This window comes from Bradyrhizobium sp. NBAIM14, assembly GCF_020193895.1.
Lineage (GTDB): Bacteria > Pseudomonadota > Alphaproteobacteria > Rhizobiales > Xanthobacteraceae > Bradyrhizobium > Bradyrhizobium yuanmingense.
Genome location: NZ_JADYVQ010000001.1, coordinates 363,973 through 390,208 on the forward strand (window position 1 = coordinate 363,973; position 26,236 = coordinate 390,208).

20 protein-coding genes and 1 pseudogene are annotated in these 26,236 nt (G+C 65.3%); 9 read left to right on the top strand and 12 right to left on the bottom strand.

Translation table 11 applies throughout. The features are described from left to right. Nucleotides 1-4 precede the first annotated feature (4 nt). From I6F28_RS01650 to I6F28_RS01670, 5 genes are read right to left on the bottom strand one after another with little or no spacing between them, the layout of a single operon-like run. Nucleotides 5-931, bottom strand: a complete 927-nt coding sequence (locus I6F28_RS01650; protein WP_225139129.1) for a 2-hydroxyacid dehydrogenase — start codon at nt 929-931, stop codon at nt 5-7. Between the two features lie 7 nt (nt 932-938). Beyond that, complete coding sequence (locus tag I6F28_RS01655; RefSeq protein ID WP_109144734.1) at nt 939-2,267, bottom strand: NAD(P)/FAD-dependent oxidoreductase; 1,329 nt, start codon at nt 2,265-2,267, stop codon at nt 939-941. 52 nt (nt 2,268-2,319) lie between these two features. Then, nucleotides 2,320-3,195 carry an ABC transporter permease gene (locus tag I6F28_RS01660; protein ID WP_109144735.1) on the bottom strand — a complete coding sequence of 292 codons (876 nt, stop codon included), beginning with the start codon at nt 3,193-3,195 and terminating at the stop codon, nt 2,320-2,322. A 4-nt stretch (nt 3,196-3,199) separates the two neighbouring features. After that, nucleotides 3,200-4,150 carry an ABC transporter permease gene (locus I6F28_RS01665; protein WP_225139130.1) on the bottom strand — a complete coding sequence of 317 codons (951 nt, stop codon included), beginning with the start codon at nt 4,148-4,150 and terminating at the stop codon, nt 3,200-3,202. A 27-nt stretch (nt 4,151-4,177) separates the two neighbouring features. Beyond that, complete coding sequence (locus tag I6F28_RS01670) at nt 4,178-5,866, bottom strand: peptide ABC transporter substrate-binding protein (protein ID WP_225139131.1); 1,689 nt, start codon at nt 5,864-5,866, stop codon at nt 4,178-4,180. Between the two features lie 219 nt (nt 5,867-6,085). On the opposite strand from I6F28_RS01670, the gene I6F28_RS01675 reads away from it, so the two are divergent. Further along, on the top strand, nt 6,086-6,718 hold the full coding sequence (locus tag I6F28_RS01675) for a cupin domain-containing protein (protein WP_225126063.1): 633 nt from the start codon (nt 6,086-6,088) through the stop codon (nt 6,716-6,718). Between the two features lie 29 nt (nt 6,719-6,747). Here the strand turns inward: I6F28_RS01675 and I6F28_RS01680 are convergent, their stop codons facing one another. After that, a complete protein-coding gene (locus I6F28_RS01680; protein WP_109144736.1) occupies nt 6,748-7,773 on the bottom strand; it encodes an AraC family transcriptional regulator in 1,026 nt (341 codons plus the stop codon). A gap of 188 nt (nt 7,774-7,961) precedes the next feature. Between I6F28_RS01680 and I6F28_RS01685 the strand changes: the two genes are divergently transcribed. The 6 genes from I6F28_RS01685 (at nt 7,962) to I6F28_RS01710 (ending at nt 16,737) form a co-directional block, all read left to right on the top strand. Continuing rightward, nucleotides 7,962-8,411 carry a cupin domain-containing protein gene (locus I6F28_RS01685; RefSeq protein ID WP_036027225.1) on the top strand — a complete coding sequence of 150 codons (450 nt, stop codon included), beginning with the start codon at nt 7,962-7,964 and terminating at the stop codon, nt 8,409-8,411. Nucleotides 8,412-8,510: 99 nt separating this feature from the next. Then, entirely contained in the window at nt 8,511-10,001 is a 1,491-nt protein-coding gene (locus I6F28_RS01690; protein WP_225139132.1) for a flavin-containing monooxygenase, read from the top strand. A gap of 82 nt (nt 10,002-10,083) precedes the next feature. Then, nucleotides 10,084-11,160: a hypothetical protein gene (locus tag I6F28_RS01695; RefSeq protein WP_225139133.1), complete on the top strand. Its 1,077-nt coding sequence runs from the start codon at nt 10,084-10,086 to the stop codon at nt 11,158-11,160. A gap of 67 nt (nt 11,161-11,227) precedes the next feature. After that, nucleotides 11,228-12,208: an NAD-dependent epimerase/dehydratase family protein gene (locus tag I6F28_RS01700; protein ID WP_109144739.1), complete on the top strand. Its 981-nt coding sequence runs from the start codon at nt 11,228-11,230 to the stop codon at nt 12,206-12,208. 167 nt (nt 12,209-12,375) lie between these two features. Then, a complete protein-coding gene (locus tag I6F28_RS01705) occupies nt 12,376-13,572 on the top strand; it encodes an efflux RND transporter periplasmic adaptor subunit (protein ID WP_057026060.1) in 1,197 nt (398 codons plus the stop codon). 12 nt (nt 13,573-13,584) lie between these two features. Next, entirely contained in the window at nt 13,585-16,737 is a 3,153-nt protein-coding gene (locus I6F28_RS01710; protein ID WP_225139134.1) for an efflux RND transporter permease subunit, read from the top strand. Here I6F28_RS01710 and I6F28_RS01715 read toward each other — a convergent pair. Both I6F28_RS01715 and I6F28_RS01720 read right to left on the bottom strand, forming a co-directional pair. After that, complete coding sequence (locus I6F28_RS01715) at nt 16,734-18,995, bottom strand: cation:proton antiporter domain-containing protein (RefSeq protein ID WP_225139135.1); 2,262 nt, start codon at nt 18,993-18,995, stop codon at nt 16,734-16,736. The two genes, I6F28_RS01710 and I6F28_RS01715, sit on opposite strands and share 4 nt — an antisense overlap. 396 nt (nt 18,996-19,391) lie before the next feature. Continuing rightward, on the bottom strand, nt 19,392-20,564 hold the full coding sequence (locus I6F28_RS01720; RefSeq protein ID WP_036027240.1) for an MFS transporter: 1,173 nt from the start codon (nt 20,562-20,564) through the stop codon (nt 19,392-19,394). Between the two features lie 61 nt (nt 20,565-20,625). On the opposite strand from I6F28_RS01720, the gene I6F28_RS01725 reads away from it, so the two are divergent. Together I6F28_RS01725 and I6F28_RS01730 are read left to right on the top strand one after the other, a co-directional pair. After that, nucleotides 20,626-21,477, top strand: a complete 852-nt coding sequence (locus I6F28_RS01725) for an AraC family transcriptional regulator (protein ID WP_225139136.1) — start codon at nt 20,626-20,628, stop codon at nt 21,475-21,477. A gap of 224 nt (nt 21,478-21,701) precedes the next feature. Continuing rightward, a complete protein-coding gene (locus I6F28_RS01730) occupies nt 21,702-23,054 on the top strand; it encodes a malonyl-CoA decarboxylase (RefSeq protein ID WP_057026055.1) in 1,353 nt (450 codons plus the stop codon). A gap of 308 nt (nt 23,055-23,362) precedes the next feature. Here the strand turns inward: I6F28_RS01730 and I6F28_RS01735 are convergent. From I6F28_RS01735 to I6F28_RS01750, 4 genes and pseudogenes are all read right to left on the bottom strand, one after another. Continuing rightward, a pseudogene (locus I6F28_RS01735) lies at nt 23,363-23,648 on the bottom strand (GIY-YIG nuclease family protein). A 525-nt stretch (nt 23,649-24,173) separates the two neighbouring features. Next, nucleotides 24,174-25,343 carry a D(-)-tartrate dehydratase gene (gene tarD, locus I6F28_RS01740; RefSeq protein WP_225112127.1) on the bottom strand — a complete coding sequence of 390 codons (1,170 nt, stop codon included), beginning with the start codon at nt 25,341-25,343 and terminating at the stop codon, nt 24,174-24,176. A 161-nt stretch (nt 25,344-25,504) separates the two neighbouring features. After that, on the bottom strand, nt 25,505-25,747 hold the full coding sequence (locus I6F28_RS01745; RefSeq protein WP_036007363.1) for a DUF3297 family protein: 243 nt from the start codon (nt 25,745-25,747) through the stop codon (nt 25,505-25,507). Between the two features lie 11 nt (nt 25,748-25,758). Next, nucleotides 25,759-26,235: a glutathione peroxidase gene (locus tag I6F28_RS01750; RefSeq protein ID WP_225139137.1), complete on the bottom strand. Its 477-nt coding sequence runs from the start codon at nt 26,233-26,235 to the stop codon at nt 25,759-25,761. Nucleotide 26,236: the final 1 nt, after the last annotated feature.

Below are 26,236 nucleotides of genomic sequence, written 5' to 3' on the forward strand. Positions count from 1 at the left end.
TGCCCTAATAGCCCCGCCTGCGATCGACCAGCCCCGGCAGCTCCTCGCCGCGGCGGTGACGCGCGATGACGTCGAGCACGAAATCGACGGCCGTATCGGGCGTGGTCATGCTGGCGTTGTGCGGCGTCAGCAGGATACGCGGATGGCTCCAGAACGGGTGGCCTGCCGGCAGCGGCTCGGGATCGGTGACGTCGAGCACCGCACCTGATAGCGCGCCGCTGTCGAGGGCTGCGAGGAGATCGGCCTCGACGAGATGCGGGCCGCGTCCGACATTGACGAGCCCTGCCCCGCGCGGCAGGCGCGCGAACAGCTCGGCATTGAGAATGCCGCGCGTTTGATCCGTCAGCGGCAGCAGGCAGACGAGAATGTCGGCCTGCGCCAGAAATTCTGGCAAGGCATCGGCCCCCGCGTAACAGGTGACGCCTTCGATCTCGCGCGGCGAACGATTCCACCCAAGAAGCGGAAAGCCGAACGTCTTGAGCCGTTCCAGCACGGCCTGGCCGAGCTGGCCGAGCCCCATCACGCCGACGTGCCGGCGCCTGGCCGGCGTGATCCGGATCTCGCGCCAGACCTGCTGCCTCTGCTGACTGACGAAATCGAGGAGATCACGGTGCAGGGCAAGCACGGCCATGGTGACGTATTCGACCATGGTCTCGGCAATGCCGGGCTCCAGCATGCGGACCAGCGGGATGTGCGCCGGGACTGTCGTGGTGTCGAACTGATCGACGCCCGCGCCCACCGAGAAGACCAGCTCGAGATTGGGAAAGGTCGTCGTGATGTCATCCGGCGGCACCCAGGCCACGAGATAGCGCACCGCGGCCGGATCGCCGATGTCGGGCCAGAGCCGGAACGGCACATCAGGCGCGCGCTCCGCGAAGAAGAGCGCCCACTCGGCGCCGCGCACCATATTGGCCTTGTAGAGAACCGTCATGCCGGCCTCAGAACGGGCTGACCGGCGCGAGACGACGGCCGTCGATCATGCGCTTGTGGCTGTAAGCGGCGGGATCGACCAGCGGCGTCGCGCCCGTCACGAGGTCGGCCGCAAGCTTGCCAGCGGCGGGACCGATGCCGAAACCGTGGCCCGAGAAGCCGGTCGCGAGGAAGAAGCCCGGCAGCGCATCGACCGGTGAGATCACCGGTATCGTATCGGGCGTGCAGTCGATGGTGCCGCCCCAGGCTTCGGCGATTTCGATGTCCTTCAATTCCGGATTCGACTTGATCAGCGCCGCCAGCGCCGAGTTGACCAGCGACATGTCGGGCGCCGGATCGCGCACGCGCTCGGCCTCGAACGGCGATGGCTTGTCGAAACTCCAGCTGGTGCCGCGCATGAGCTGATCGAAGAACGACTTGCCGAACGAGAGCTTCAATCCGTTCTTGCGATGCTGATAGGTCGGCCAGAACGTGCGCGCGTAACGGAACAGGTCCGGCGACAGCTCGACCGTGCCGCGGTTGCGCAGCGCCAGCGTGAAGCCGCCGTCGAGGCGGCGGCGGATGCAGTAGAAATCGGTGCCGAGCGCGCCGGAGGTGATCTCCGGTCCCGGCGTGGTCCGGCACGCGGTGGCGTTGACGAGGCCGATCGGCAGCTCGATGCCGTGGCGGCGGCAGAACAGCGATGACCACGCGCCGCCCGCCAGCAGCACGGATTGCGTGCGGATGGTGCCCTTCTCGGTGACGACGGCGCTGACCCTCCCGCCCATCGTCTCCAGCCCGCGCGCGGCGCAGCCCTGGTGGATGGTGACGCCGTGCTTGCGTGCGGCGGTGGCGAGCGCAGGGACGGCCATCGACGGCTCGGCGCGGCCATCGCTCGGCGTGTGCAGGCCGCCGACCCATGTGTCGGCGTTGCCGGGCATGCGCTCGGCGACCTCGGCCGGCGTCAGCACGGTGGAGTGAACCTGCATCTCGCGCGCGACCGCGGCCCAGCGCTCCCAGCTGGCGAGTTCGTCCTTGCTCTTGGTCAGGAACAACACCCCGGTTCGCCGGAAGCCGGCATCGACGCCGGCATCGTTCTGCATGTCCTCCCACAGAAGCAGCGCCTCGCGCGCGAGCGGGATCTCCTCGCGTGCGCGGCCTTGCTGGCGGCACCAGCCCCAATTGCGGCTCGACTGCTCGCCGCCGACATGGCCCTTCTCGACCAGCGCGACGGAGTGCCCCTTCTGCGCCAGATGATAGGCGGCCGAGACGCCGATGACGCCGCCGCCGATGACGACGACATCTACCTGCGCCGGCAGGCGTTCGTCGCTGTTGATGCGGTTGAGCGGCGGGGACATGGGGCACTCCTGGAGTTCAGTTCGAGCTCTTGCGCGTCAGAGGTCTTGCGCGTCACGGGATGTTCATTCGCGGATCGAGCGCATCGCGCAGGCCGTCACCGAGAAAGTTGAAGCTGGTCACCGCGAGCGTGATGGCGACGCCCGGCGCGATCGCGAGCCAGGGCGCGCTGGTGAGATAGATCTGCGCATTGTTGAGCATGTTGCCCCAGCTCGCCGCCGGCGGCTGGATGCCGTAGCCGAGATAGCTGACATAGGATTCGAGCAGGATCGCCTTGGCGACGTTGAGCGTCGCGGCAACCACGATCGGCGCGATCGCGTTGGGCACGAGCTCGCGGAACATGATGCGCAGGTTCGAGGAGCCGAACGCGAGCGCGGCCACCGCGAATTCCCGCTCGCGCAACGAGCGCACCTGGGCTTCGACCACGCGGGCCACCGCCATCCAGGCCGTGGCGGCGATCAATATGGTGGTGGTGACGAGACCGGGCTCGGTCAGCGCTGCGAGGGCCAGCAGCAGGAAGATGGTCGGAAAGCACAGCACGGCGTCGACGAGCCGCATCAACACCGCGCCGACCGCGCCGCCATAGAACCCGGCAAAGGCGCCGACGACAATGCCGACCGCCATCGCGATCACCATCGCGACGATGCCGATCGAGAGCGAGACCCGCCCGCCCATCATCAACCGTGCCAGCACGTCGCGGCCGAGCTCGTCGGTGCCGAGAATATGCGCGCCGGAGAGCGGCGGCGCGAACCGCTTCATGATGTCGATGTAGGTGTCGTCGAACGGCAGCAGGTAGGGGCCGAACGTCGAACCGAGCACGAGCACGAGGATGATCAAGGCGCCCGCGAGCGCCAACCGATGCCGGCGAAAGCGCCGCCACGCGGCCTGGCCGGGCGAGAGCTGAACGGTGGAGAGGGCTGCGGTCGCCATCGCTTCAGCCCACCCGGATGCGCGGATCGACGACGGCATAGAGGATGTCTGCCAGCAGCGAGCCGATCAGCACCATCGTCGCCGAGAACATCAGGATGCCCATCACAACGGGATAGTCGCGGTAACCAATCGAATCCAGGAACAGGCGGCCCATGCCCGGCCAGGTGAACACGGTCTCCGCCACCAGCGCACCGCCCAGCAGCGTCGGAAACTGCAGGCCGGCGACCGTGATCATCGGCAGCAGCGCGTTGCGAAGCGCGTGCACCGTGAGAATGCGCCATTCCGGCATGCCCTTGGCGCGTGCAGTGCGGATGTAGTCCTGGTTGATGACCTCGAGCATCGAGGATCGCATGAAACGGCCCCACATCGCGGTCTCGACCAGCGCCAGCACCATGGCCGGCGCGATCAGATGATGCAGCAGGTCGAGGAAGGAGCCGTCGCCAATGGTATGCCGGTTGCCCGCCGGCAGCCAGCCGAGCTTGACCGAGAAGACGTAGATGGTGACGAGGCCGAACCAGAAGGTCGGGATCGACAGCGCGATCATGGCGCCGACGGTGGCAAGCGTATCGAACAGCGAGTAGCGGCGTAGCGCGCCAAGGATGCCGATCCAGCAGCCGAGCAGCACGGCGATGATGGTCGCCGTCGCCATCAGCTCCAGCGTGGCGCCGAGATGCGAGGAGATCACCGACAGCACCGCCTCGCTGTCGCGATACGACTTGCCCCAATCACCCCGCACCATGCGGCCGAACCAGTCGAGATATTGGACCGGCAGCGGACGATCGAGGCCGAGCTGCCTGGTGACGCGGTCGAGATCCTCCTGCGTCATCTGGCTTGAGACGGCAAACTGCGACAGCGGCCCGCCGGGCGCCAGATGCAGGATGGCGAAGCCGATCCCCGAGACGATCACGAGCAGCATGATCGCCTGCGCCAGGCGATTGACGACGTAGCGGGCCATCTCAGGCGATCCGACCAGCCCGAGACATCAGGCCCAATACCATTCGCGGATGTTCCAGCAATTGATGGAGGTGTTGATGTTGGGACGGAAGCCTTGCAGCCCCTCTTTTACGCCCTCCGCAATGAAGCCCTGGAACAGCGGCAGGATCGCAAAATCGTTTCGGATCAGCTTCTGCAGGTCGCCATAAGTGGTCTTGCGCTGGGCGAGTTCGAACTGCTTGGCGCCTTCGGCGAGCAGACGATCCGCCTCCGGGCTTCTGTACTGATAGGTGTTGAAGCCACGGCCGCCCTTAGCGGGAATGGCGCCGGAGCCGAAGCGCGGCGTCACGTCGGGGTCACTGCCGAGCATGAAGTTCACGGACACCAGCACCGAGTTGAACTTGGACTGCTGCCAGAACTCGCCCCAGATCACCGCCGCCGGCATGTTATTGACGCGCATCGCAGCGCCGATCGCGCGCCAGTCCTGGATCAGGAGCTGCTGGGTCTGCTCGCGCACCGCATTGCCCGATGTCGTGGAATTGGTGAATTCGAGCTTGACGCCGCCCTTCTCGCGAATGCCGCTGGAGCCGCGAACCCAGCCCGCGGCATCGAGCAGCGCGTTGGCCTTGGCGGGATCGTATTTGTGCTGCGGCAGACCCTGCTGGAACGACCAGGCCTGCTGCGGCACGAAGCTCTCGGTCGGCGTCGGCAGGCCGTAGTTCAGCGCGTCGATGATCGCCTGCTTGTTGATGGCGAGATAGAGCGCCTCGCGCACGGTGCGATCGGCAAAGGGACCGAATTCCAGATTGGGCGCGATGTGCTCCACCGAAGACGTCGAGGAAACGAAGATCTTGCGGCCCTTCAGCGCCTTCGCCTCCTGCACGAAGTTCGGCAGGATGCCCTGCAGGCCGGTGTAGTCGACCTGGCCGGTGCGGAACTGGGTGTAGAGAACGGTCAGGTCCGGAATGTATTTGAAAACGACGCGTTCGACGTAAGGTCCTTTGCCGTGATAGCCGGCATGGGCATTCAGCTGAATGTGGTCGCCCGGCACGCGCTCGGCCCAGCGGAACGGCCCGGTCCCGACGGGTGCGTTGTGGAACGGCGAGGAATTCGGATCGGACACCTTCTCCAGGATGTGCTTGGGCACGATGAAGGTGAGCGAGAGGATCGACATGTATGGCGAATAGGGAGCCTCCATTCGCCAGTGGATCTCGTCGGGCGCGACGACCTTGATGTCCTTGACGAGGCTGTGGCCGACGCGGTTGCGGACGCGGAAATCGGGATTGTTGATCAGCTCGAGCGAGAACTTGACGTCCTCGGCCGTGAACGGCGTGCCATCGTGCCATTTCACGTCATTGCGCAGCTTGATCTTCCAGGTCAGGCCATCGGCGGAGAGGCCGCCATTCTCGATGGTCGGGACTTCGCGGGCGAGGTCGGGGACGAACTTGCCATCGGGCTCGATGTACCAGAGCGGCGAGAACACCTGCCACCAGATGCCCTGATCGACCTCGATGCCCGGCATCAAGGGATGAAAGACGGTCGGCTCTTGCGACAGCGCCGCAATCACTTGGCCACGCGGCTTGCCCGGCGGATTGGTGGGACGTTCGGTCTGCGCGGAAGCGTTCCCTGAAAGCGTCCAGCCTGCGGCCGCGCCCGCGCCGAGCTGGAAGAATTGACGGCGATTCGGAATGCCGAGATGTCCTGCCCCAACGCCGAACTTGCCGGTGTCGTCCGCCATGACCCACTCTCCGTTTCCGCACGCGGCACCGTCTCCCGCGCCCCCGAGACCCCGGCAAAGGGACAGGAGTGGGCTTTAGTGCTTCTAAATTTTTCTCCCAAAAGTTCATCACGACTAAATACAGCTGTCAATCGCATTGCTAGAATGCGCCAGCTTTTCACTCTGACTGAAGGCGCGGGGCTCGATCCCCGACGCTGAGATGATGCATGGGAGAGCGACATGGATGGTCGCGGCGACACGAACAGTCTGAAGGACGCTCCGACGACCGAGGCCGAAGATGCGGTCGACCAGCGCCTGGGTGAAACAGTGCGGCTGCTGCGTCAGCGCGCCGGCCTCTCGATCCAGGACGTCGCCAACAAGACCGGCCTGTCGACCGGCATGATCAGCCAGCTCGAACGTGCGCGCGCGATGCCGTCGATCCGCACGCTGCGCCTGCTCTCAATCGCGCTCGACGTTCCCATCTCCTATTTCTTCGAGAGCAGCGATCCTGCCGAAGCGCCGCGCTACACCGTGCGCAAGAACGCCAGGCGGCTGCTGCGGCTCACCGCCAGCGGCGTCGTCAAGGAAGCGCTGACCCCGGAAGGCAAAGGCCAGCTCGAGCTCTACGAGCTCACGCTCAACCCCGGCGCCTCCTCCGGCACCGACTTCCTGCAGCACACCGGCGAGAAGGCGGGCTACATCCTCTCGGGCAGCCTGCGGCTGTGGCTCGACAACCAGGCCCATGTGCTGGAAGCCGGCGACAGCTTTCGTTTTCCGAGCATCGTGCCGCACATGTTCGACAACCCGACCCAGCAGGTGGCGCGCGTGATCTGGGTGACGACGCTGCGCCAGACCGACTCGCCGGAGGGTTGAGTCCGGCATCAAGGCCTGGCGAGACGGATCTAGCTCATCCTTCGCCGCAGCGTGGCTGACGGCGTCTCGCCGAATTTCTCGCGGTAGGCGCCGGCCATGCGGCCGAGATGGGTGAAGCCGAGATCGAAGGCCATCTCGGTGATGGAAACATCGGGTGCGGCTTGCGCGAGGCGCGCATTGAGGCCGGCGAGGCGCATGTCGAGCAGCATCTGCGAGATCGACACGCCGAAGTGACGGCGGAAGCCGAGCTGCAGCGCGCGGATGCCGATGCCGGAGGCGCAGGCGAGCTGCGCGAGGTCGAGCGGCTCGCCGGCATGGTCGGCAAGGTGGTCGCGCGCGGCGCGAAGGGCACGCGGCAAACGCTCGGCCTGTCCTGAGAAAGTTTCAATCGCATCCGACAGGCCATGCCGCTGCCGGTTGAGCAGATGATCGAGCAGCGCTTCGCGCCAATCGGCCATTGCGGCCGGCGACAGCCGGCCTGATGGTCCGAGACGCTCGGCGAGTGTCATCAGCTCGGCGAGCCTCGTCTGCAGGGCCCGCCCGGACGGCGCATCCAGCTCGATCACCGGATCGAACTCGACCACCCCGGTCGCCCTGCCCGACAAGGCCGCGGCGCGCTGCTCGACCATGCGGCGATCGAGCAGCAGGATCGCCTGCGCACAATCGCTCCACATCATCCGGGTCGGAATTGTCGGCGACAGCAGCGACGCGATCCGGTCCGGGGCCGCATCGAGCTCACGACGACCGGCACGAATGCGGGCGCTGCCAGCAAGCGGGACCTGCACCAGGAAGAAGCGCTCGAGGCAGCCCGGATCGATGCTGACCGCTCCGCCATAGGCGACGTAGTTGATGGAGAAACCCTCGAACGCCGCGCAATTGTGCCGGGCCGAGAAGCCGGCCGCGCGCGCCTGTGTCGGCTTGAGATCATGCGGGCAGAAGATGCGCCCGATCTGCTCGGCCGCCTCGTCGACGTCATCAGTGGTTACGCGGGCGAAGGCCGCAAGCCGTTCGGCTGCAGAGGCTGTTGCGCTCATTTCCAGCTCGGCTGCGGACATCGTCGACCATGCTTCGCGCCCGGAATTCCTTTAAGCCTATAATAGTTCCGCGGGGGCGAAAAGGGCCGGAGCTCGCAAATTCGTCGTGCTGCATGGCAATAGGTTCATCCGGATTCGTTTAGCGGATAGACAGGCGGTCCGTCCTCGGACGATGCTCCGTCCCCGCCGGAATCCATGAGGAGCAAGCCATGACTGCACTCGAAAAAGGCATCACCGCGAACGGGAAAGGCTACGGCGGCAAGAGCTGGAACATCCTTGGCCAGGTCTATTTCCCCAAGGCCGTCACCGACTCCACTTTCGCGTTCGAGACCAACAGCGATCCCGGCCAGTTCGTGCCGGTGCATATCCATCCGACCCAGGACGAGTTCATCCTGGTGCAGGAAGGCACGCTCGATCTCAAGCTCGACGGTCAATGGGTCAAGGCCAATGCCGGCGACCTCGTGCGCATGCCCCGCGGCATTCCGCACGGCTATTTCAACAAGTCCGACAAGCCGTGCCGCGCGCTGTTCTGGGTCTCGCCGATGCAGAAGCTGGAGGCGCTGTTCAACCAGCTGCACAATCTGACCGACCCGGCCGAGGTCGTGCGCATTTCGGCGCTGCACGAGGTCGACTTCCTGCCGCCCGAGGCCAACGACTAGCGGTCGCCGCTCCCTCCACTTGCATCTGCTTGCAGCCTGGCCGGCCGCACCGTGCGGCCGAACGCGGTCGCTTGCGCGCCAAACACATCGAGCAAACCCATGGTCAGCCCAAAACATGTCTGCGTGATCGGCGCCGGCGTCTCCGGCCTTGCCGCCGCGAAAGCATTCTCCACCCGAGGCCACCGCGTCACGATCGTCGAGCGCAGCTCAGATCTCGGCGGCGTCTGGGAGCCGGCGCGCTCCTACCCCGAGGTGCAGACCCAGAGCCCGAAGGAGCTCTACCGCTACACCGACCGCGCCATGCCGGATGCCTATCCGGAATGGCCGACCGGGCCGCAGGTCCACGCCTACCTCGCCGATTATGCCAAGAGTTTTGGCCTCGAGCGCATGCTGCGGCTCAACACCGAAGTCGCCGGCATGGCGCGCCGTGCCGACGGCAGGCCGGGATGGACGCTCGCCTTGAAGGACAAGAACGGCACGACCACGAGCGAGGATTTCGATTTCGTCGCGGTCTGCACCGGGCAGTTCAACGAGCCGCGCGAGCTGCATTGCCCCGGCGAGGACGGCTTTCTGGCGCAGGGCGGCCAGATCCTGCACTCGTCGAAATACGGCGATCCGACCCTGGCGAAGGAACGCCGCGTCGTCGTGCTCGGCGGCTCGAAGTCCGCAACCGACATCGCCGTGAATGCGGTGAAGTCAGGCGCGCGCGAGGTCACCATCGTGATGCGTGAGCCGGTCTGGCGCATTCCCTATTTCATCGGCGGTCTCGTGAACTTCAAGCGCATCCTCTACATCCGCGCGCAGGAGGAGATGTTTCCGGGTTGGGGCATCAGCACGATGGGACGGCTCGCGCACCGCCTCGCCGCGCCGCTGGTCTGGGCCAATTGGCGCGGGCTGGAGAGCCTGTTGAAGGCGCAGCTCAAGCTCGGCCGCTGCAACATGGTGCCGAAGGAGCGCATCGAGGACGGCGTCAACTGCTCGGTGCCCATCGCAACGCCGGGCTTCTACCCGATGGTCGCCGACGGCCGCATCAAGGCCGTGTTCGGCACGTTCGACCATTATGAGGGCGACAGCATCGTGATGAGTGGTGGCGAGCGCGTGGGCGCCGACGTCGCCGTGCTCGCGATCGGCTACAAGCTCGGCGTGCCGTTCCTGCCCGAGGCCTACCGGCAGAAACTGGTCGATGCCGACGGGCAGTACCGGCTCTATCGCCTGATCGCCAATCCGGATCTGCCCGAGCTCGGCTTCGTCGGCTTCAACTCCTCGTTCTGCACCGTGCTCTGCGCCGACCTCGCGGCGAACTGGCTGGTGCGTTATGCCGACGGCCAGCTCGCGAACCAGCCGACGGCACAGGCGATGCGCGACAACATCGAGATGATGCTGCACTTCAAGCGCGTCGAGCGGCCGGCCGCGGGCGTCTATGGCGGCCTCTGCGTCGCCCCTTATCACTACCGCCATTTCGACGAGCTGATGGCCGATATCGGCGCGAAAAACCAGAAGCGCGGCGGACTCGCGGGCCGCTTCCAGCCGCCGGATGCGGATGCTTACGCCAAGTTCCTGGCGACGGCGCCGGACTACCGGGCGGCGTGAAAGGAGAATTGCGGCGGCTCGCCTCCGACGTCTACGATCTCGCTGGCCATCGAATCGACGGGAACCAGCCATAGGATCGGCCATGGGATCGAGACGACTTGCCGCCGCGGCCCTTGCGGCTGTTGCCATCTTCGGCGCGGTGCCCACCGTTGCGCAAAAGGCGGCGCCGACGCCACAGCAATCGGAGGCGCTCGCGGCTTACGAGCGCGCGCTCGGCGACTTCAAATCCATCCTCACTGAGCGGCGGCGCCAGATCGAGGCGAAGGAGCCGCTGCCGAACCTGCCGGGACAGGCGCTCTATCTCGCGCGCGTCGCTGTGATCAGCAGCTACAAGGACCTCACCGACGTCATGCCGTCGCGGATCGGCCGGCCGAACAAGTTCGAGATTCCTCCGGCCTATTTCGATGCCGAGATCGAGCCGCTGGTCGAGGAATACGGCAGGCTGTTCGACCTCATGGAGGCGCCGCCTGCCAACGCGCAGAGCTCGCCGACGCCGTTCGAGGACGTCGTCGATCTTGCGGCCGCGATTGCGCGCGCCAAGGGCCTCGCTCCCGAACACGCCGAAGCTGCCGGGCGGATCAGCCTCGGGCTGTTCTTTGCGGAGACCAACGGCAAGCAGAATGTCCGCAATGCACGCTCGAACACCTATAGGGGCAGCAGCTTCCAGACAGGCCCCTCCGAAGACCGCAACGGCCGGCGGAAATGGGAGAAGATCAAGGGCGACGTAGCTGCGATCGACCCGGGCTTGAGCGCGCGAGACGACAAGGAGGAGGCGCGTGCCCGCGGCACCGATCAGCGCTTCAACCACTGGACCAACGTCCGCAACGGGTTGATGAACGCGCACTCCGATCTGTTCCGCGAGATTCCGGGTATCGTCAAGACGCTGCCTGATACGATCGACCAGATGAAGCTTTTCCAGCTGATCCAGATCGTTCCAACCCCGACGCGGTCCGCGCTCAAATCGGGCGATCTCCTGAATTACCGGGTGTCAAGCCCCAGAATCATGGGATACCTGCGCAACAACAGCATCTTTGCCTTCGGACGGGCCGACCGGGCGAAAACCTCGGCAAGCTATCGCGAAATCTTCGCCGCGATGTGGCTGTTCAACCGGAAGTTCGAGAAAGCGATGGCGAAATACGCCGAGATCAGGACACGCTGAGAAAGCGGGTTGCAACTGCCAGCGCAGGTTGTAGTCTCGCGGTGGCATCGACCCCACGGACCATTTCATGCGCATTCTCGTTCTCGGCGGCAGCCAGTTTCTCGGCCGGGCGATCGCAAGCCATGCCTCCGCTGGCGGGCATGACGTGACCTGCGCGGCCCGCGGCCTTGCGGGGCCGATTGCCGCCGGCGCCCGCTTCCTGCGGATCGACCGCGACGTGGCCGACGGACTTGCGCCGCTCGCGGGTGAGACATTCGACGCCGTGGTCGATGTCTCGCGTCATCCCGGCCAGGTCCGTCGCGCAGTCGCCGCGCTGAAGCGGCCGGGCGTGCATTGGACCTTCGTCTCGACGATCAGCGTTTATGCGGACAACCGCATCCCGGGGCAACGCGCCGACACGGCGCCGCTGCGCGAGCCTGTTGCGGGAGAGATCGAGCACAGCACCGAGGCGATCTACGGCGCAGCCAAGGTCGCCTGCGAACAGGCGGTCGGCGATGACGCCTTCATCTGCCGCGCCGGACTGATCGCAGGCCCCGAGGACCCGACCGGACGGTTCGCCTATTGGCCGGCGCGGCTTGCGCGCGGCGGCGAGGTGCTGGCGCCGGGATCGCCGGAGGATGCGGTCCAGTTCATCGACGTGCGCGATCTCGCGCAATGGATCGTGCATGCGGCAGAGAGCGGTCTCGTCGGCATCTATGACGGGATTGGGCCGATCCGCACGCGCGGCGGATTCCTGAGCGAATGCGCTTCCGCGCTGAACGCGTCCTGCACCTTCACCTGGATCGATCGCGCCTTTCTGGAAGCGCATGACGTCAGGCGTTGGGCGGGCCCGCGGTCCTTACCGATGTGGCTGCCATTGCCGGACTACGCCGGCTTCCTGACGCGCGATACCTCGCCGGCACGCGCGGCCGGATTGACCTCGCGACCGCCGGGAGACACCGCGCGCGATACGCTTGATTGGCTCAACGCCGTCAACGGGCCCGTCGTCGGTCTCACTGCCGAAGACGAGAAGGATGTGCTCGCGGCGTGGCATGCGCGCCAGCTCTAGGTGCGGACGGGCCAATCGTTCGCAAAGCGCCTTGTCGTGACAAATCTGTCAAAGGCCACACTGCCGTTTTCGGTGCAAGACCCGTGACCGCCATGGCTATGGTGTTCCACGACTGCCCGTTTGTTGGTAGCCTGCCGCACCGACAGACAGCAATCGGGGACCACCGAATGAGCCGCGCAAATCCCGCATCTCCCGCACGACGCAATGGAGCAGCGAGGAAACATATCGGTCGGGCACTCGCCGCAACCGCGGCATTGGCTGTGCTCGCCGGCTGCGAGGACAAGAACACGTTCGTGGCGCCGCCGCCGCCCAAGGTCGACGTCGCGACGCCGGTGCAGCGTCCGGTGACGCGCTACATCGAGGCGACCGGCAACACGGCACCGATCAAGAGCGTCGATCTCGTCGCGCGCGTGCAGGGCTTTCTGCAAACGATCGACTATCAGGACGGCACATTCGTGAAGCAGGGCACCCAGCTGTTCACGATCGAGCCTGAGACCTACAAGCTCAAGCTCGAGCAGGCGCAGGCGGCCGAAGTCGGCGCGCAGGCCTCGCTCCGGCAGGCGGAGGCCGACTACAAGCGACAGGCCGAGCTGGTGCAGCGCCAGGCGGTCTCGCAAGCCACGCTCGACACCTCGACCTCGAACCGCGACAACGCCCAGGCCAATCTGCAGCAGGCCCAGGCCAACACCAAGCTCGCCGAAGTCAATTACGGCTACACCAAGGTCACGGCACCGTTCGACGGCATCGTCAGCGCGCACATGGTCTCGATCGGCGAGCTCGTCGGCGTCTCCTCGCCGACCCAGCTCGCCACCATCGTGGCGATGGACCCGATCTATGTGAACTTCACCGTCAACGAGCAGGACGTGCTGCGCATCCGCGCCGAGGCGACCCGTCGCGGACTGACGCCCGCGGACATGAAGCACTTCCCGATTCAAGTGGGGCTGCAGACCGATACCGGCTACCCTCATGAGGGCAAGCTCGACTACGTCTCGCCGACCCTCAACCAGTCGACCGGCACGCTGGCCGTGCGCGGCCTCGTTCCCAACGACAAGCGGGTGCTGCTGCCTGGCTATTTCGTCCGGGTCCGCGTGCCCTTCGACCAGGAGAAGAGCGCCTTGCTCGTTCCCGACACCGCGCTCGGCAGCGACCAGGGCGGCCGCTATCTCCTCGTCGTCAACAGCGACAACGTCGTCGAGCAGCGCAAGGTACAGATCGGCCCGGTCGACAACGGCCTGCGCGTGATCGAGAGCGGCCTGAAGCCAGAGGATCGCGTCGTGACCGCGGGGCTCTTGCGCGTCATCCCGGGCCAGAAGATCGACCCGCAGGTGACGAAGATCGAGCAGACGCAGGCCTCGAGCAAGTAGGGGCTGCCAGCCATGATCTCAAAGTTCTTCATCGAGCGGCCGGTCCTCTCGAACGTCATCGCGCTGTTGATGATCCTGATCGGCGGCGTCGCGCTGTTCAATCTCGCCATCGCGCAATATCCCGACGTGGTGCCACCGACCGTGCAGGTCACCACGCGCTATCCCGGCGCCAGCGCCAAGACCGTGATCGATACCGTGGCGCTGCCGATCGAGCAGCAGGTCAACGGCGTCGAGGACATGCTGTACATGCAATCCTACAGCGGCTCCGACGGCACCTACACGCTGACCGTGACCTTCAAGATCGGCACCGACCTCAACTTCGCGCAGGTGCTGGTGCAGAACCGCGTCTCCAGCGCATTGTCGCAATTGCCGCAAGCCGTGCAGAACCAGGGAGTCACCGTGCAGAAGCGGTCGACCTCGATCCTGTTGTTCGTGACGCTCACCTCGCCGGATGCGAGGTACGACAGCCTCTACTTGAGCAACTACGCCACCATCAACATCCGCGACGAGCTCTCGCGCCTGCCCGGCGTCGGCAACGTCACCGTATTCGGCGCCGGGCAATACTCGATGCGGATCTGGCTCGATCCCAACAAGCTGCAGGTGCGTGGCCTGGTGCCGCAGGACGTGATCCAGGCAATCCAGCAGCAGAGCCAGCAGGTCGCCGCCGGTCAGGTCGGCGCGCCGCCGACGCCGCCGGGACAAGCGTTCCAGTACACGCTGAACGTCAACGGACGGCTCGACGATTCCGGCCAGTTCGAGAACATCATCGTCAAGACGGGCACGAGCGGCGACGTCACGCGGGTGCGCGACGTCGGCTGGGTCGAACTCGGCGCGCAGACCTACAGCCAGATCTTCTCGCTCAACAAGCAGCCCGCGGTCGGCATCGGCGTGTTCCAGTCGCCGGGCGCCAACGCGCTGCAGGTCGAGCAGGCCGTCGAGAAGAAGATGGCGGAGCTCGCCAAGCGCTTCCCCGAAGGCATCAAGTACGACACGCCGTTCGATACCACCAAGTTCGTCGAGGCCTCGGTGCACGAGGTCTATATGACCCTGATCGAGGCCGGCCTGCTGGTGCTGGTCGTGATCCTCATCTTCCTGCAGGACTGGCGCGCGATGCTGGTGCCGGCGACGACCGTGCCTGTCACCATCATCGGCGCCTTCGCCGCGATGGCGGCGCTCGGCTTCACCATCAACATGTCGACGCTGTTTGCGATCGTGCTCGCGATCGGCATCGTGGTCGACGACGCCATCGTCGTGGTCGAAGGCGCCGCCCACAACATCGAACAGGGCATGAACGGCCACGACGCCGCGATCCGCGCGATGGACCAGCTGTTCGCGCCGATCGTCGGCATCACGCTGGTGCTGATCTCGGTGTTCCTGCCCGCTTCGTTCCTCGCCGGACTGACCGGGCGCATCTACTCGCAATTCGCGCTGGTGATCGCCGCGACCGCCCTGCTCTCCGCCATCAACGCCGCGACCTTGAAGCCGACGCAATGCGCGCTGTGGCTGCGGCCGGCCGTGCCGCCGGAGCAGCGCAATTTCTTCTATCGGGGCTTCAATGCGGTCTACAACCGCGTCGAGCGCGGCTACACAAGGCTGATCACGTTCCTCGTGAAGCACGCCACCATCTCGGTCGCGTTCGCACTGCTGATCATCGCCGCCAGCGGCTATGGCCTGTCGCGGGTGCCGACCGGCTTCCTGCCGATCGAGGACCAGGGCTATCTGATCGCCGCGGTGCAGCTGCCCGACGGCGCCGCGCTGGAGCGGACGCAGGCCGTGCTCGACAAAGCGAGCGGGCTGATCAAGGACACGCCCGGCGTGGCGCAGGTCATCACCATCGCCGGCATCTCCGCGCTCGACAACAGCGCCAGCCTCGCCAATGCCGGTGTCGCCTACATCATCCTGAAGGATTGGGACGCGCGTAAAGGGCCCGGTGAGGATCTGCGCTCGCTGGTCTTTGGCCTGAACGACAAGCTCGCTGATATCATGGAGGCGCGCACCATCGTGTTGCCGCCGCCGCCGATCCAGGGCATCGGCAACGCCGCCGGCTTCTCGATGCAGGTCGAGCTGCGCGACGGCAACAGCGATTTCGCCAAGCTGCAGGCCATCACCGGCGCGATGGTCACCAACGCTCAAAGCCAGAGCGCGCTGCAGCGCGTGCAGTCCTCGTTCCGCTCCTCGGTGCCGCAATTCAACGTCGAGATCGACCGCGTCAAGACTCAGACGCTTCATGTCACCACGGATCAGGTGTTCTCGGCGCTGTCGACCTATCTCGGCTCTTCCTATGTCAACCAGTTCAACAAGTTCGGCCGCGTGTTCCAGGTCTATACGCAAGCCGATCCCGCCTTCCGCGTCACCGAGCGCGACATCGCCAACATGCAGGTGCGCAACTCGAATGGCGACATGATCCCGATCGGCACCGTCGCAAAGATCACGCCGGCCACCGGCCCGTCGCTGATCAGCCTCTACAATCTCTATCCGTCCTCGACCGTGATCGGCCTGCCGGCGCAGGGCTATTCGTCGGGCCAATCGCTGAAGCTGATGGAGGAAATCGCGGACAAGACGTTGCCGCCGGGCACCGGCTATGAATGGACCGCGATGTCGTATCAGGAGAAGGCGGTCTCGAACCAGATCTACTGGGTGTTCGGGCTCGCCATGCTGCTGGTCTATCTCGTGCTCGCCGGCCAGTACGAGAGCTGGTACGCGCCGATCTCGGTGATTCTCGCCGTGCCGCTGTCGCTGCTCGGGCCGATGCTGATCCTCTCCGCTCTCAAGATCGACAACAATCTCTATTGCCAGATCGGCCTGATCCTCTTGATCGCGCTCTCGGCCAAGAACGCCATCCTGATCGTCGAGGTCGGTCTCGAGCTGCACGGCCGCGACGGCAAGCCGATCATCGAATCCGCGATCGAGGCGGCGCGCGCCCGCTTCCGCCCGATCCTGATGACCTCGTTCGCCTTCATCCTCGGCGTCGTCCCGCTGGTGCTCGCCACCGGCGCCGGCGCCAGCGCGCGCAAGTCGATCGGCATCACGGTATTCTCGGGCATGCTGGCCTCGACCTGCCTTGCGGTGCTGTTCGTGCCGGCCTTCTTCGTGGTGGTGCAGCGCTTCGAGAACTGGCGGGCGTCGAAGAAGAAGCCGCAGGCGGTGGCGGAGGTGAAGCCCTAACCCTGCTCCGCCGGCGCCTGCCGCGCCTCGCCGCTCGAGACCAGGAGCACCGAGACCTTCGACTGTCGCAGCACTGCATCGGCGACGCCGCCGAAGGAGAGATGGTCGGCCTGGATCCGGTCAACGCCCATGACGACGAGGTCGACGTCGGTGGTGTCGATCTCGCGCAGAATCGCCGCCTCCGGCGCGCGGTTCACGCGCAGGGTCGTGGTGATGTCGACGTCGTGGCGGGCGGCGAGATCGCTGGTGTCCTTGAGGATGCCTGTCTCCTGGCTCAACCCGCGCGAGCGACCGCGCTGCGCACCCTTGTCGCGCGTCGTCGCTACATAGACCACCCGGAGCGAACCTGAGCCGGCCTGCGCCAGCGCCACGGCGACCTCGGCACCGCGCTTGGAGACGGCGCTGCCGGACACGGGAACGAGGATGTTGAGCGCCTCGGGCATCGGCTGTTTCAGGTGCTTGCCCTTGGCGGCCACGATCGCAAGCGGTCCTTCGAACTTCGCGGCAATATCCTCGACCTTGCGATCGAAACGGTCCTTGGTGGCGGCGACCTTGGCGATGCCGACGACCAGGAGATCGAAGCCTTTGCGCGCCTCGTCGGCAATGGTCTCGCCAAGCTCCGCGCGCCTGGTGCGGCTGATGACATCGACGCTGCCGGCATCGTTGTCGCTGTTGGCGGAGACGGTTTCGGCCGCCTTCTTCACCACGGCTTCGTGGCTCACTTCCTCGCCGCGCCCCTTCTCTTGTTCCTCGGCGCGCTTGCCGATATGCAGCACCGTGATCGGCAGGCCGCGCATGCCGGCGATCAGTCCGGCGACATGCGCGGCGAAGGTGGCGTTGACGCTCTCGTCCACGGCGAGCAAGGGACGTTCGAGATTGGCGACGAAGCCGCGCCTCTCGAACTCCTCGCGCTCCAACCGCTCCTTCTCCTCCGCGCTCATCGGCAGCCTGGCCAGCGCCGCGCGCAGCATCGGCGGCATCGCCATGGTGGTCACGATCGCCATCGTCACGATCATCGTGAACAGGTTCTGGCTGAGCACGCCGATCGACAGGCCAATGGTCGCGATGATGACCTCGGTCGAGCCGCGCGCGTTCATGCCGCTGGCGAGGGCCAGCGACTCCCTCCCGTTCAACCCGCCCACGGTGCCGCCGACGAACGCGCCACCGAACTTGCCGACGCTGGCGATCACGACGAGCAGGCCGGTGAGCATCAGGAGGTTGGGATCGCGCAGCACCGTGAGATCGGCGCTGAGTCCGGCGAGACCGAAGAACACCGGCATGAAGAAGCTTGAGATCAGCCCGCGCAGGCGCTCGTCGATCTGCCGCGTCAGGATCGGCGATTCCCCGACCAGGATGCCGGCGACGAAGGCACCTAATACGGTGTGGACGCCGATCAGATGCGTGATCATCGCCATGACGCTCATCAGCAGCAGGATCACGGAGATGACCGCGGCCGCGCTGACGAGATTGTCGTTAGCCCAGCGGATCAGCTGGAACACCAGGCGGCGGCCGATGGTGAAGCTGACCGCGAGGAAGGCGAGCGTTCCCAGCACCGACTTGGTCACGGAAACGATGTCGAGCGAGCCTTGCGAAGCGAGGCTGAAAATGACGGCGATGATGATCCAGCCGATGGTGTCGTCGATCACGGCGGTCGCGACGATGATCTGCCCAACGTTGCGGCGCATGAAGTTCATCTCGCGCACGACGACCGCGACGATCTTCACCGAGGAGATCGACAGCGCCGTGCCCATGAACAGCGACGCCACCAGGCGCTCCTGCGGATTGGGCAGCAGCGCATCCGGCAGGAACTCGCCGAGTGCGAAGCCGCAGGCGAACGGCACGACGATGCCAGCGATCGAGATCGCGATCGCGGCCCTGCCCACCTTCCGGACCAGCTTGAGGTCGGTTTCCATGCCGGTCAGCAGCAAAAGCAGCAGGATGCCGAACTGGGCGATGCCGGCGATCATCGCCTTCTGCTCGGGCGTGTTGGGAAAGATCGCGGCTTGCGCCTCGGGCCAAATCCAGCCGAGCAATGACGGCCCCAGGATGATGCCGGCGAGCAGCTCGCCGATCACTGAGGGTTGGCCGACGCGCATCATGATCTCGCCGAGGCCGCGACCCACCGCGATCAGCAGGACGATCTGCGCCACTAGCAGGAATTCGGACGGGCCGGCCGATTTGCCCGCTTCGGCGCCGGCCGCAATGGTGGTGAGGATGAGCGCCGCGGGGACGAGGCCGACCGGCCGGAGCAGGTCCACAGCATGCAGGCGTCATTTCCCCTTTACCCGGCCCCGCTGTCGGGGCCACGGGGATAGAACCCGCGGGAGGCGGCGGGAGTTCCTGCCGCGCACGACGGGACGGAGGGGGCAAAAACGCCAAACGCGAAAACAACCCCATGCACAGTAGGGATGCCGTTGAAAACTTTCAATAAGTTCGGCTTTGCCGAAACGGCTTGCTCCGTCGGGCAAAACACAGGCAGAATGGCATCGTGGGTGGCATGGCGAGGGTGCCTCCTCATTCTCCGTCATTCCGAGCGCAGCGACTTGTCCGCCGAAGCCTTGGCGAAGGCGGAAGCAATCCAGAATTTTTCCGCGGCGGCAATTTGGATTGCTTCGTCGCAAGGGCTCCTCGCAATGCGGTGGAGAGAGTCTCCCTCACACCACCTGCGGCGTGCGGATCTCGCGCGGCAGGATCAGCGCGGCGGCGATGGCGAGCAGGCAGAGGGCGGCGAAGGCGTGCAGCATGGTGACGAATCCGCCCCGCTCATAGAGCCAGGCGACCAGACCGACGGAGGCGCCGGCCGCGGTGAAACCGACGAAATAGCGCACGGCATAGGCGCGCGAACGCCACTCTTCCGTGGTGTATTTGCCGACCATGGCGTCGTTGACCGTCACCTGCCCGAACGCACCCATGACGATGCCGATCGAAACGACGATCAGCGGCAGGTTGGACAGGCTCGCGGCCAGATACAGGAATGGCGCCAGCATGAAGGAAAGTGGCAGCGCCACCGTCTTCAGGGAGTAGCGGTCGAGCAGCCGGCCGATCGTGTACTGCGTCATCGCGCCGAACACGTAGACGCCGGCGGCGATGACACCTAACAGAGCCGGGCTCTTGGTCAGGTCCGCAAGGCGCTCGGCGAACAGCTTTGGCAGCGCCACGGTGACGGCGTTGAAGGTCGTGGAGATCGCGATCACCACGATCAGCAGCGCCAGGATCACGCGCCACATGTCCTGCCTGGCCACCCGCGCCTGCGCCGCCGCTTGCTTCGAGCCCTTGCGGTCCTCATGCACGACGCTCAGCGCGAAGGCGATGCCGATCAGGACCGTAACCGCGCCAGGAACGATGAACGCAAAACGCCAGCCGAGATATTGGCCGATCACGCCGGTGACCAGGGCCGACGACGCCACGCCGAGATTGCCCCAGACGCCATTGATGCCCATCTCGCGGCCGAGCCGGTCGGCGTAGGACACGATCATGGCGGTGCCGACGGGATGATAGATCGACGCAAAGATGCCGATCGCAAGCAGCGCCGCGCCGAGCTGCACGGGGGTCTGCACGAAGCCGACCGCGATCATCGAAAGGCCGATGCCGACGAAGAAGATCAGCATCATGTGGCGGCGGCTCCAGCGATCGCCCAGCCAGCCGGTGAGCAGCGAGCCGGCGCCGAAGGCAACGAAGCCCGGCGTCGCGTAGGGCAAGAGTTCCGAATAGGCCATGCCGAGCGCCGGGCCCATGATGATGACAGCGGCGGCGAAGATCAGCATCGAATAATGGTCGATGAAATGACCTGCGTTGACGAAACCGATGACCCGACTGGGGCTGTTCATTCCCGAATCCTCTCCTGCTCCGAAATGAGTTATATGTCCTCCCCATGACGGGATGCTGCCAATGACTGTCTTGGAAACGCCAATCCTGCGGGAGGTCCGGAGCAACCACCGCTCGCCCGCGGGCGTGCACCTGGTCGCCCGCGACTATCCCAAGGGGATGCGGATCGATCTGCACATGCACCGCGAGGCGCAGCTGATCTATGCGGCAAAGGGCACGATGCAGGTGACGACGCCCGCCGGACGCTGGCTGGTGCCGCCGGACCGCGCGGTCTGGGTGCCGGCCGGGCTCGAGCATGCCATCGACCTGCTGGCCGACATCGAGATGCGCACGCTGTATTTCGACCTGTCCTGGCTGAAGCGCGAGCAGCGCTATGACGGCCTGACCAGGGAATTCGTGGTGCGGGTGTCGCCGCTGCTCAATCAGGCGATTCTCGCGCTGTTCGACGGGCGCAACACCGAAGAGCGCACCGAGCTCCTGGTGCGCCTGGTGATGCTGGAATTGCACCAGGCCGAGGATTCCGCGACCTTCGTGCCGCTGCCGAGCGAAGCGCGCTGCCGCCGCGCGGCGATGATCGTGCTCGACGATCCCACCGGCCTGCACGACATCGACACGCTGGCGCGCGCGGTCGGAACCTCCGCGCGTACGCTGTCGCGGCTGTTTTCGAGCGAGACGCAGCTGAGCTTCAAGAGCTGGTGCCAGCGCGCGAGGATTGCGGCGGCGATCGAGCGGATATCGACGGATGCGAGCGTGTCGGTGAAGCAGCTCGCGACCCAGCTCGGCTATGCCAGCGTGCCGGCGTTCTCGGCCGCATTCCGCCAGGTGACGGGTCGGACGCCGACGGAGTTTGCAGCACACGCGGTGTCGTCGCCCGGCTTGACCGGGCGACCCAGTACGCCGAGACGGCTCGGCTAGGATCGAGAAGCTGCGGCGTACTGGATGCCCCGGTCAAGCCGGGGCATGAAAGCGCGTTGGAATGAGCACTGCCCGGCATATCATCGACCCGTTCCGGCATGCCCTCATTCTCCAAACGCACGGCGGAGCGAAAGATGCCGCATTCGCCTGCTTGATTGTGATCGGCTTGCACCCAAATCCCGTGTAAGCTTGCCGCATCGCACAGACCTGATACGAAAGTCCCGATGGCCAACGCCTTCTTCTCCGACCTGCTTGCCACCATCTCCGAGCGCGGCCGCACCTTGCTTCGCCGGGGGGACGCCGCCGATACCAAGCATGATGCCGACGGACTGCTCGAGCTCTGCGATGCGCTGCTGTCGGGCCGGGGCGAAGCCTCGGGCACCGCGATGGCGCGCGAGGTGCTCGACATCTACCGGGAGCTGGACGCGGCGGCACGCCGCGCCTTCTTCGAGGGCTTGGTGCGCGATTTCGGTCCCGACCGGGAGCGCCTGTCCAAGGCGATCGAGACATGGCGGGCCGCGCCCAGCGACGAAGACGCAAGCTCGCTGCATTTCGCTTCCGAGCCGCGGCGGCAGGAATTGATCCGCCGGCTCAATCGCGCGCCCGGCGGTACTGGTGATCTCGTCAACATGCGCGCCGATCTGCTCGGCATGATGAACGGGCACACCGATCTCGCCGCGCTCGACCGCGACGTCTCGCATCTTCTTTCTTCGTGGTTCAATAGGGGGTTTCTCGTGCTGCGCAGGATCGACTGGTCGACGCCGGCCAACATCCTCGAAAAGATCATCCGTTATGAGGCCGTGCACGAGATCTCGGACTGGGATGATCTGCGCCGCCGCATCGATCCGGTCGACCGGCGCTGCTACGCCTTCTTCCATCCTGCGATGGTGGACGAGCCCTTGATCTTCGTCGAGGTGGCGCTGACCGAGACGATCCCCGGCGCGATCCAGCCCCTGCTCGCAGTCGACCGCCAGCACCTGCCGATCGAGCGCGCGCGCACCGCCGTGTTCTATTCGATCTCCAACACCCAGCGCGGCCTGGGCGGCATCTCCTTCGGCAGCTTCCTGATCAAGCAGGTGGTGGAAGAGCTGCGCCGCGAGTTGCCGAAGCTCGACACCTTCGTCACGCTGTCGCCGGTGCCGGGCTTCATGGCCTGGGTGAAGCAGGACAAGGATCTGCCGCTGTCGGACGAGGACCGCGAGGTGCTGAGGCGCCTCGACGATCCCAGATGGTTCGAGAGCCCGGAGACGGCGGCGCTGCTCCGCGCCGTGCTGGAGCCGCTCGCGGCGCACTATTTCCTCAAGGCGCGCACGCCGAAGGGCAAGCTGATCGATTCCGTCGCCCGCTTCCATCTCGGCAACGGCGCTCGGCTGGAGCGCATCAACTGGCTGGGCGACCTCTCGCCCAAGGGAATGCGCGAGTCCGCCGGCGTCATGGTCAACTACCTCTACCGCCTCGACGACATCGAGAAGAACCACGAGGCCTATGCCAATGACGGCGAGGTCGTGGCGTCGAGCGCGGTGAAGAAGCTGCTGAAGGGCGAAGGGCGAAGGCTGCTGGATATGCGGCTGTCGTAGGGGGCGGACGCTTACCACATCGTCATTGCGAGCACAGCGAAGCAATGCCGCCGTGGAAAGATTCTGGATTGCTTCGCTGCGCTCGCAATGACGGAGTATGTGGTGACAGCTTGCGAAACCCAACGACCGCCCGCTGCAGGCTCGGACGACGACCGGATGACTTCCGCTCCCTCCCCGTCGTTGCGAGGAGCCCTTGCGACGAAGCAATCCAGACTGCCTCCGGGGAGAGATCCTGGATTGCTTCGCTACGCTCGCAATGACGGAGGACGTGGCAGCGGCTCGCCGAGTAGCCGCAGATCTCCTGCCGGTCAGATCAGCGTCTCGTACAAATCGTCCCAATTCGGATTGAGGCTCTCAATGAGCGCAAGCTTCTTCGCCCGGCTGCCACCTTTGATCTGCTTCTCGCGCACAATCGCGTCGGACATGGTCGCGTGCAGCTCGTACCAGACGAGGAGCTTGCAGCCGTACTTCGATGAAAAACCCTTTACCAGTCCTTCGCGATGCTCGAACGCGGCGCGGCGGATTGGAGGTGACGCCCGTGTAGATCGTTCCGTTGCGACGATTGGCGAACATGTACACGCAGGGTTGCTTCATAATCGTACTCGGCTGAGGACAGCTTCTACAATAGCACAACCAGGAGATGACTACGAGGCTTTCGCCAGCGTCATTGCGAGGAGCCGTTGCGACGAAGCAATCCAGACTGCCGAAGCGGAAAGACCCTGGATTGCTTCGCTGCGCTCGCAATGACGGAGTGTGTGGCGACAGCTCGCGCAATTCGGCACATTGGGCTGCGGGCCAGACGCCCGCGAGCGGCCAGTGGCTCCTCCACCGTCATTGCGAGGAGCTCTTGCGACGAAGCAATCCAGACTGCCTCCACGGAAAGATTCTGGATTGCTTCGCTGCGCTCGCAATGACGGAGTGTGTGGCGACAGCTCGCGCAATTCGGCACATTGGGCTGCGGGCCAGACGCCCGCGAGCGGCAGTGGCCCCTCCACCGTCATTGCGAGGAGCTCTTGCGACGAAGCAATCCAGACTGCCTCCGCGGAAAGATTCTGGATTGCCTCGCTGCGCTCGCAATGACGGAGTGTGTGGCGCGGACGTCGCGCTCCAACGATACTCCTACTCCGCCAGCGCCTGCATCTCCTTGTAGAGATCGGACTTGCCTTCGAAGCCGATGCCTGCAAGCTCGGGCATGGTGATGTGGCCGTTCTCGACGCGGACGCCGTCGGGGAAGCCGCCATAGGGCTGGAACAGGTCGGGATAGCTTTCGTTGCCGCCTAAGCCGAGGCCGGCGGCGATGTTGAGCGACATCTGGTGGCCGCCGTGCGGGATGCAGCGGCTCGGCGACCAGCCGTGGGTCTTCAGCACCTCCAGCGTGCGCTGGTATTCGCACAGGCCATAGGACAAGGCGCAATCGAATTGCAGCCAGTCGCGGTCGGGGCGCATGCCGCCGTAGCGGATCAGATTGCGGGCGTCCTGATGGCTGAACAGGTTCTCGCCCGTCGCCATCGGGCCCGGATAGAATTCGGCGAGCGCGGCCTGCAGCGCGTAGTCGAGAGGATCGCCGGCTTCCTCGTACCAGAACAAGGGATAGTCACGCAGCATCTTGGCGTAGGCGATGGCGGTCTCCAGGTTGAAGCGGCCGTTAGCATCGACGGCGAGCTGCGCGTCCTTGCCGATTTCCTTCAGCACTGCCTCGATGCGCCTGCGGTCCTCGTCGATATCAGCGCCGCCGATCTTCATCTTGACGACATTGTAGCCACGATCGAGATAGCCGCGCATCTCGGCCCGCAGCATCGAGAGATCCTTGCCGGGATAATAGTAGCCGCCCGCGGCGTAGACGAAGACGCGCGGATTGGCTTTGACGCCGTGGCGTTCGGCGAGCAGACGGAACAGCGGCTTGCCCGCGATCTTCGCCACCGCGTCCCACACCGCCATGTCGATGGTGCCGACCGCGACCGAGCGCTCGCCATGGCCGCCCGGCTTCTCGTTGGTCATCATCGCGGCCCAGACCTTGTCGGGGTCGAGATTGTCGCCGGCCGCGTCGAGCAGCGACTTTGGATCGGCCTCGACGATGCGCGGAGCAAAACGCTCGCGGATCAGGCCGCCCTGCCCGTAACGGCCGTTGGAGTTGAAGCCGTAGCCGACGACGCGCTTGCCGTCACGGACGACATCGGTGACGACGGCGACGAGGCTGGTCGTCATCTTCGTGAAGTCGATATAGGCGTTGCGGATCGGCGAAGAGATCGGCTTTGTAATTTCGCGGACGTCGACGATGCGGACGGACATGGGGTGGGCCTTCAGTGGTTTTGCGAGGAGCGAAGCGACGAAGCAATCCAGACTGCCTCGGCGGAAAGATCCTGGATTGCTTCGCTGCGCTCGCAATGACGAGGAGAGAGTGCGCGCTCCTCGCAATGACGAGAAGCGAACGGCGCGCGCTCAGGTCAAGCCTATTTCTTATCCCTGAAATACGGCTCCACCGGACCGTGCACCTTGATTGTCAGCGGGTTGCCGTGGCGGTCCTTGGCGTTCCCTGCGGTGACGCGGACCCAGCCTTCGCTGATGCAGTACTCCTCGACATTGGTCTTCTCGATGCCCTTGAAGCGGATGCCGACGTCGCGCGACAGGATCTCCGCGTTGTAATAGGGGCTGTTCGGGTCGACCGACAGGCGGTCCGGAAATTCGTCGCTCATGATTGTCTCGCTCACAATAGTGTTTCGATTTGATTGCGCAATCCTTCGGGCCGGGCGGTCGGCGCGTAGCGCGCGACCACGCGGCCCTTACGGTCCACCAGGAATTTGGTGAAATTCCATTTGATGGCGGCCCCTAACAGGCCGGATTGCTGGCGTTTCAGGTACTCATACAGTGGATGCGCCTTCGGCCCGTTGACGTCGATCTTCTCGAACAAGGGAAACGTGACGTCGTAGTTCGAGGAGCAGAATTCCTGGATCTCGCTCGCCTGCCCCGGTTCCTGCGCGCCGAACTGGTTGCAGGGAAAGCCGAGCACCGAGAAGCCGCGCGGAGAGAGGTCGCGATGGAGATCCTCGAGGCCGCGATATTGCGGCGTGAAACCGCATTTGCTCGCGGTGTTGACGATCAAGAGCACCTGCCCCTCGAAACGCCGCAGGGCGACCTCCTCGCCGGCCAGCGAGTTGGCCTTGAAGTCGTAGATGGCGGTCATC

Bases quoted from the DNA above. Each gene is read 5' to 3' on its own strand.
- I6F28_RS01670 (WP_225139131.1), bottom strand. From the start codon at position 5,866: ATGGCGGACGACACCGGCAAGTTCGGCGTTGGGGCAGGACATCTCGGC.
- I6F28_RS01705 (WP_057026060.1), top strand. From the start codon at position 12,376: ATGAGCCGCGCAAATCCCGCATCTCCCGCACGACGCAATGGAGCAGCG.
- I6F28_RS01700 (WP_109144739.1), top strand. From the start codon at position 11,228: ATGCGCATTCTCGTTCTCGGCGGCAGCCAGTTTCTCGGCCGGGCGATC.
- I6F28_RS01720 (WP_036027240.1), bottom strand. From the start codon at position 20,564: ATGAACAGCCCCAGTCGGGTCATCGGTTTCGTCAACGCAGGTCATTTC.
- I6F28_RS01660 (WP_109144735.1), bottom strand. From the start codon at position 3,195: ATGGCGACCGCAGCCCTCTCCACCGTTCAGCTCTCGCCCGGCCAGGCC.
- I6F28_RS01650 (WP_225139129.1), bottom strand. From the start codon at position 931: ATGACGGTTCTCTACAAGGCCAATATGGTGCGCGGCGCCGAGTGGGCG.
- I6F28_RS01725 (WP_225139136.1), top strand. From the start codon at position 20,626: ATGACTGTCTTGGAAACGCCAATCCTGCGGGAGGTCCGGAGCAACCAC.
- I6F28_RS01685 (WP_036027225.1), top strand. From the start codon at position 7,962: ATGACTGCACTCGAAAAAGGCATCACCGCGAACGGGAAAGGCTACGGC.
- I6F28_RS01680 (WP_109144736.1), bottom strand. From the start codon at position 7,773: ATGTCCGCAGCCGAGCTGGAAATGAGCGCAACAGCCTCTGCAGCCGAA.
- I6F28_RS01750 (WP_225139137.1), bottom strand. From the start codon at position 26,235: ATGACCGCCATCTACGACTTCAAGGCCAACTCGCTGGCCGGCGAGGAG.
- I6F28_RS01665 (WP_225139130.1), bottom strand. From the start codon at position 4,150: ATGGCCCGCTACGTCGTCAATCGCCTGGCGCAGGCGATCATGCTGCTC.
- tarD (WP_225112127.1), bottom strand. From the start codon at position 25,343: ATGTCCGTCCGCATCGTCGACGTCCGCGAAATTACAAAGCCGATCTCT.
- I6F28_RS01655 (WP_109144734.1), bottom strand. From the start codon at position 2,267: ATGTCCCCGCCGCTCAACCGCATCAACAGCGACGAACGCCTGCCGGCG.
- I6F28_RS01675 (WP_225126063.1), top strand. From the start codon at position 6,086: ATGGATGGTCGCGGCGACACGAACAGTCTGAAGGACGCTCCGACGACC.
- I6F28_RS01690 (WP_225139132.1), top strand. From the start codon at position 8,511: ATGGTCAGCCCAAAACATGTCTGCGTGATCGGCGCCGGCGTCTCCGGC.
- I6F28_RS01730 (WP_057026055.1), top strand. From the start codon at position 21,702: ATGGCCAACGCCTTCTTCTCCGACCTGCTTGCCACCATCTCCGAGCGC.
- I6F28_RS01695 (WP_225139133.1), top strand. From the start codon at position 10,084: ATGGGATCGAGACGACTTGCCGCCGCGGCCCTTGCGGCTGTTGCCATC.
- I6F28_RS01710 (WP_225139134.1), top strand. From the start codon at position 13,585: ATGATCTCAAAGTTCTTCATCGAGCGGCCGGTCCTCTCGAACGTCATC.
- I6F28_RS01745 (WP_036007363.1), bottom strand. From the start codon at position 25,747: ATGAGCGACGAATTTCCGGACCGCCTGTCGGTCGACCCGAACAGCCCC.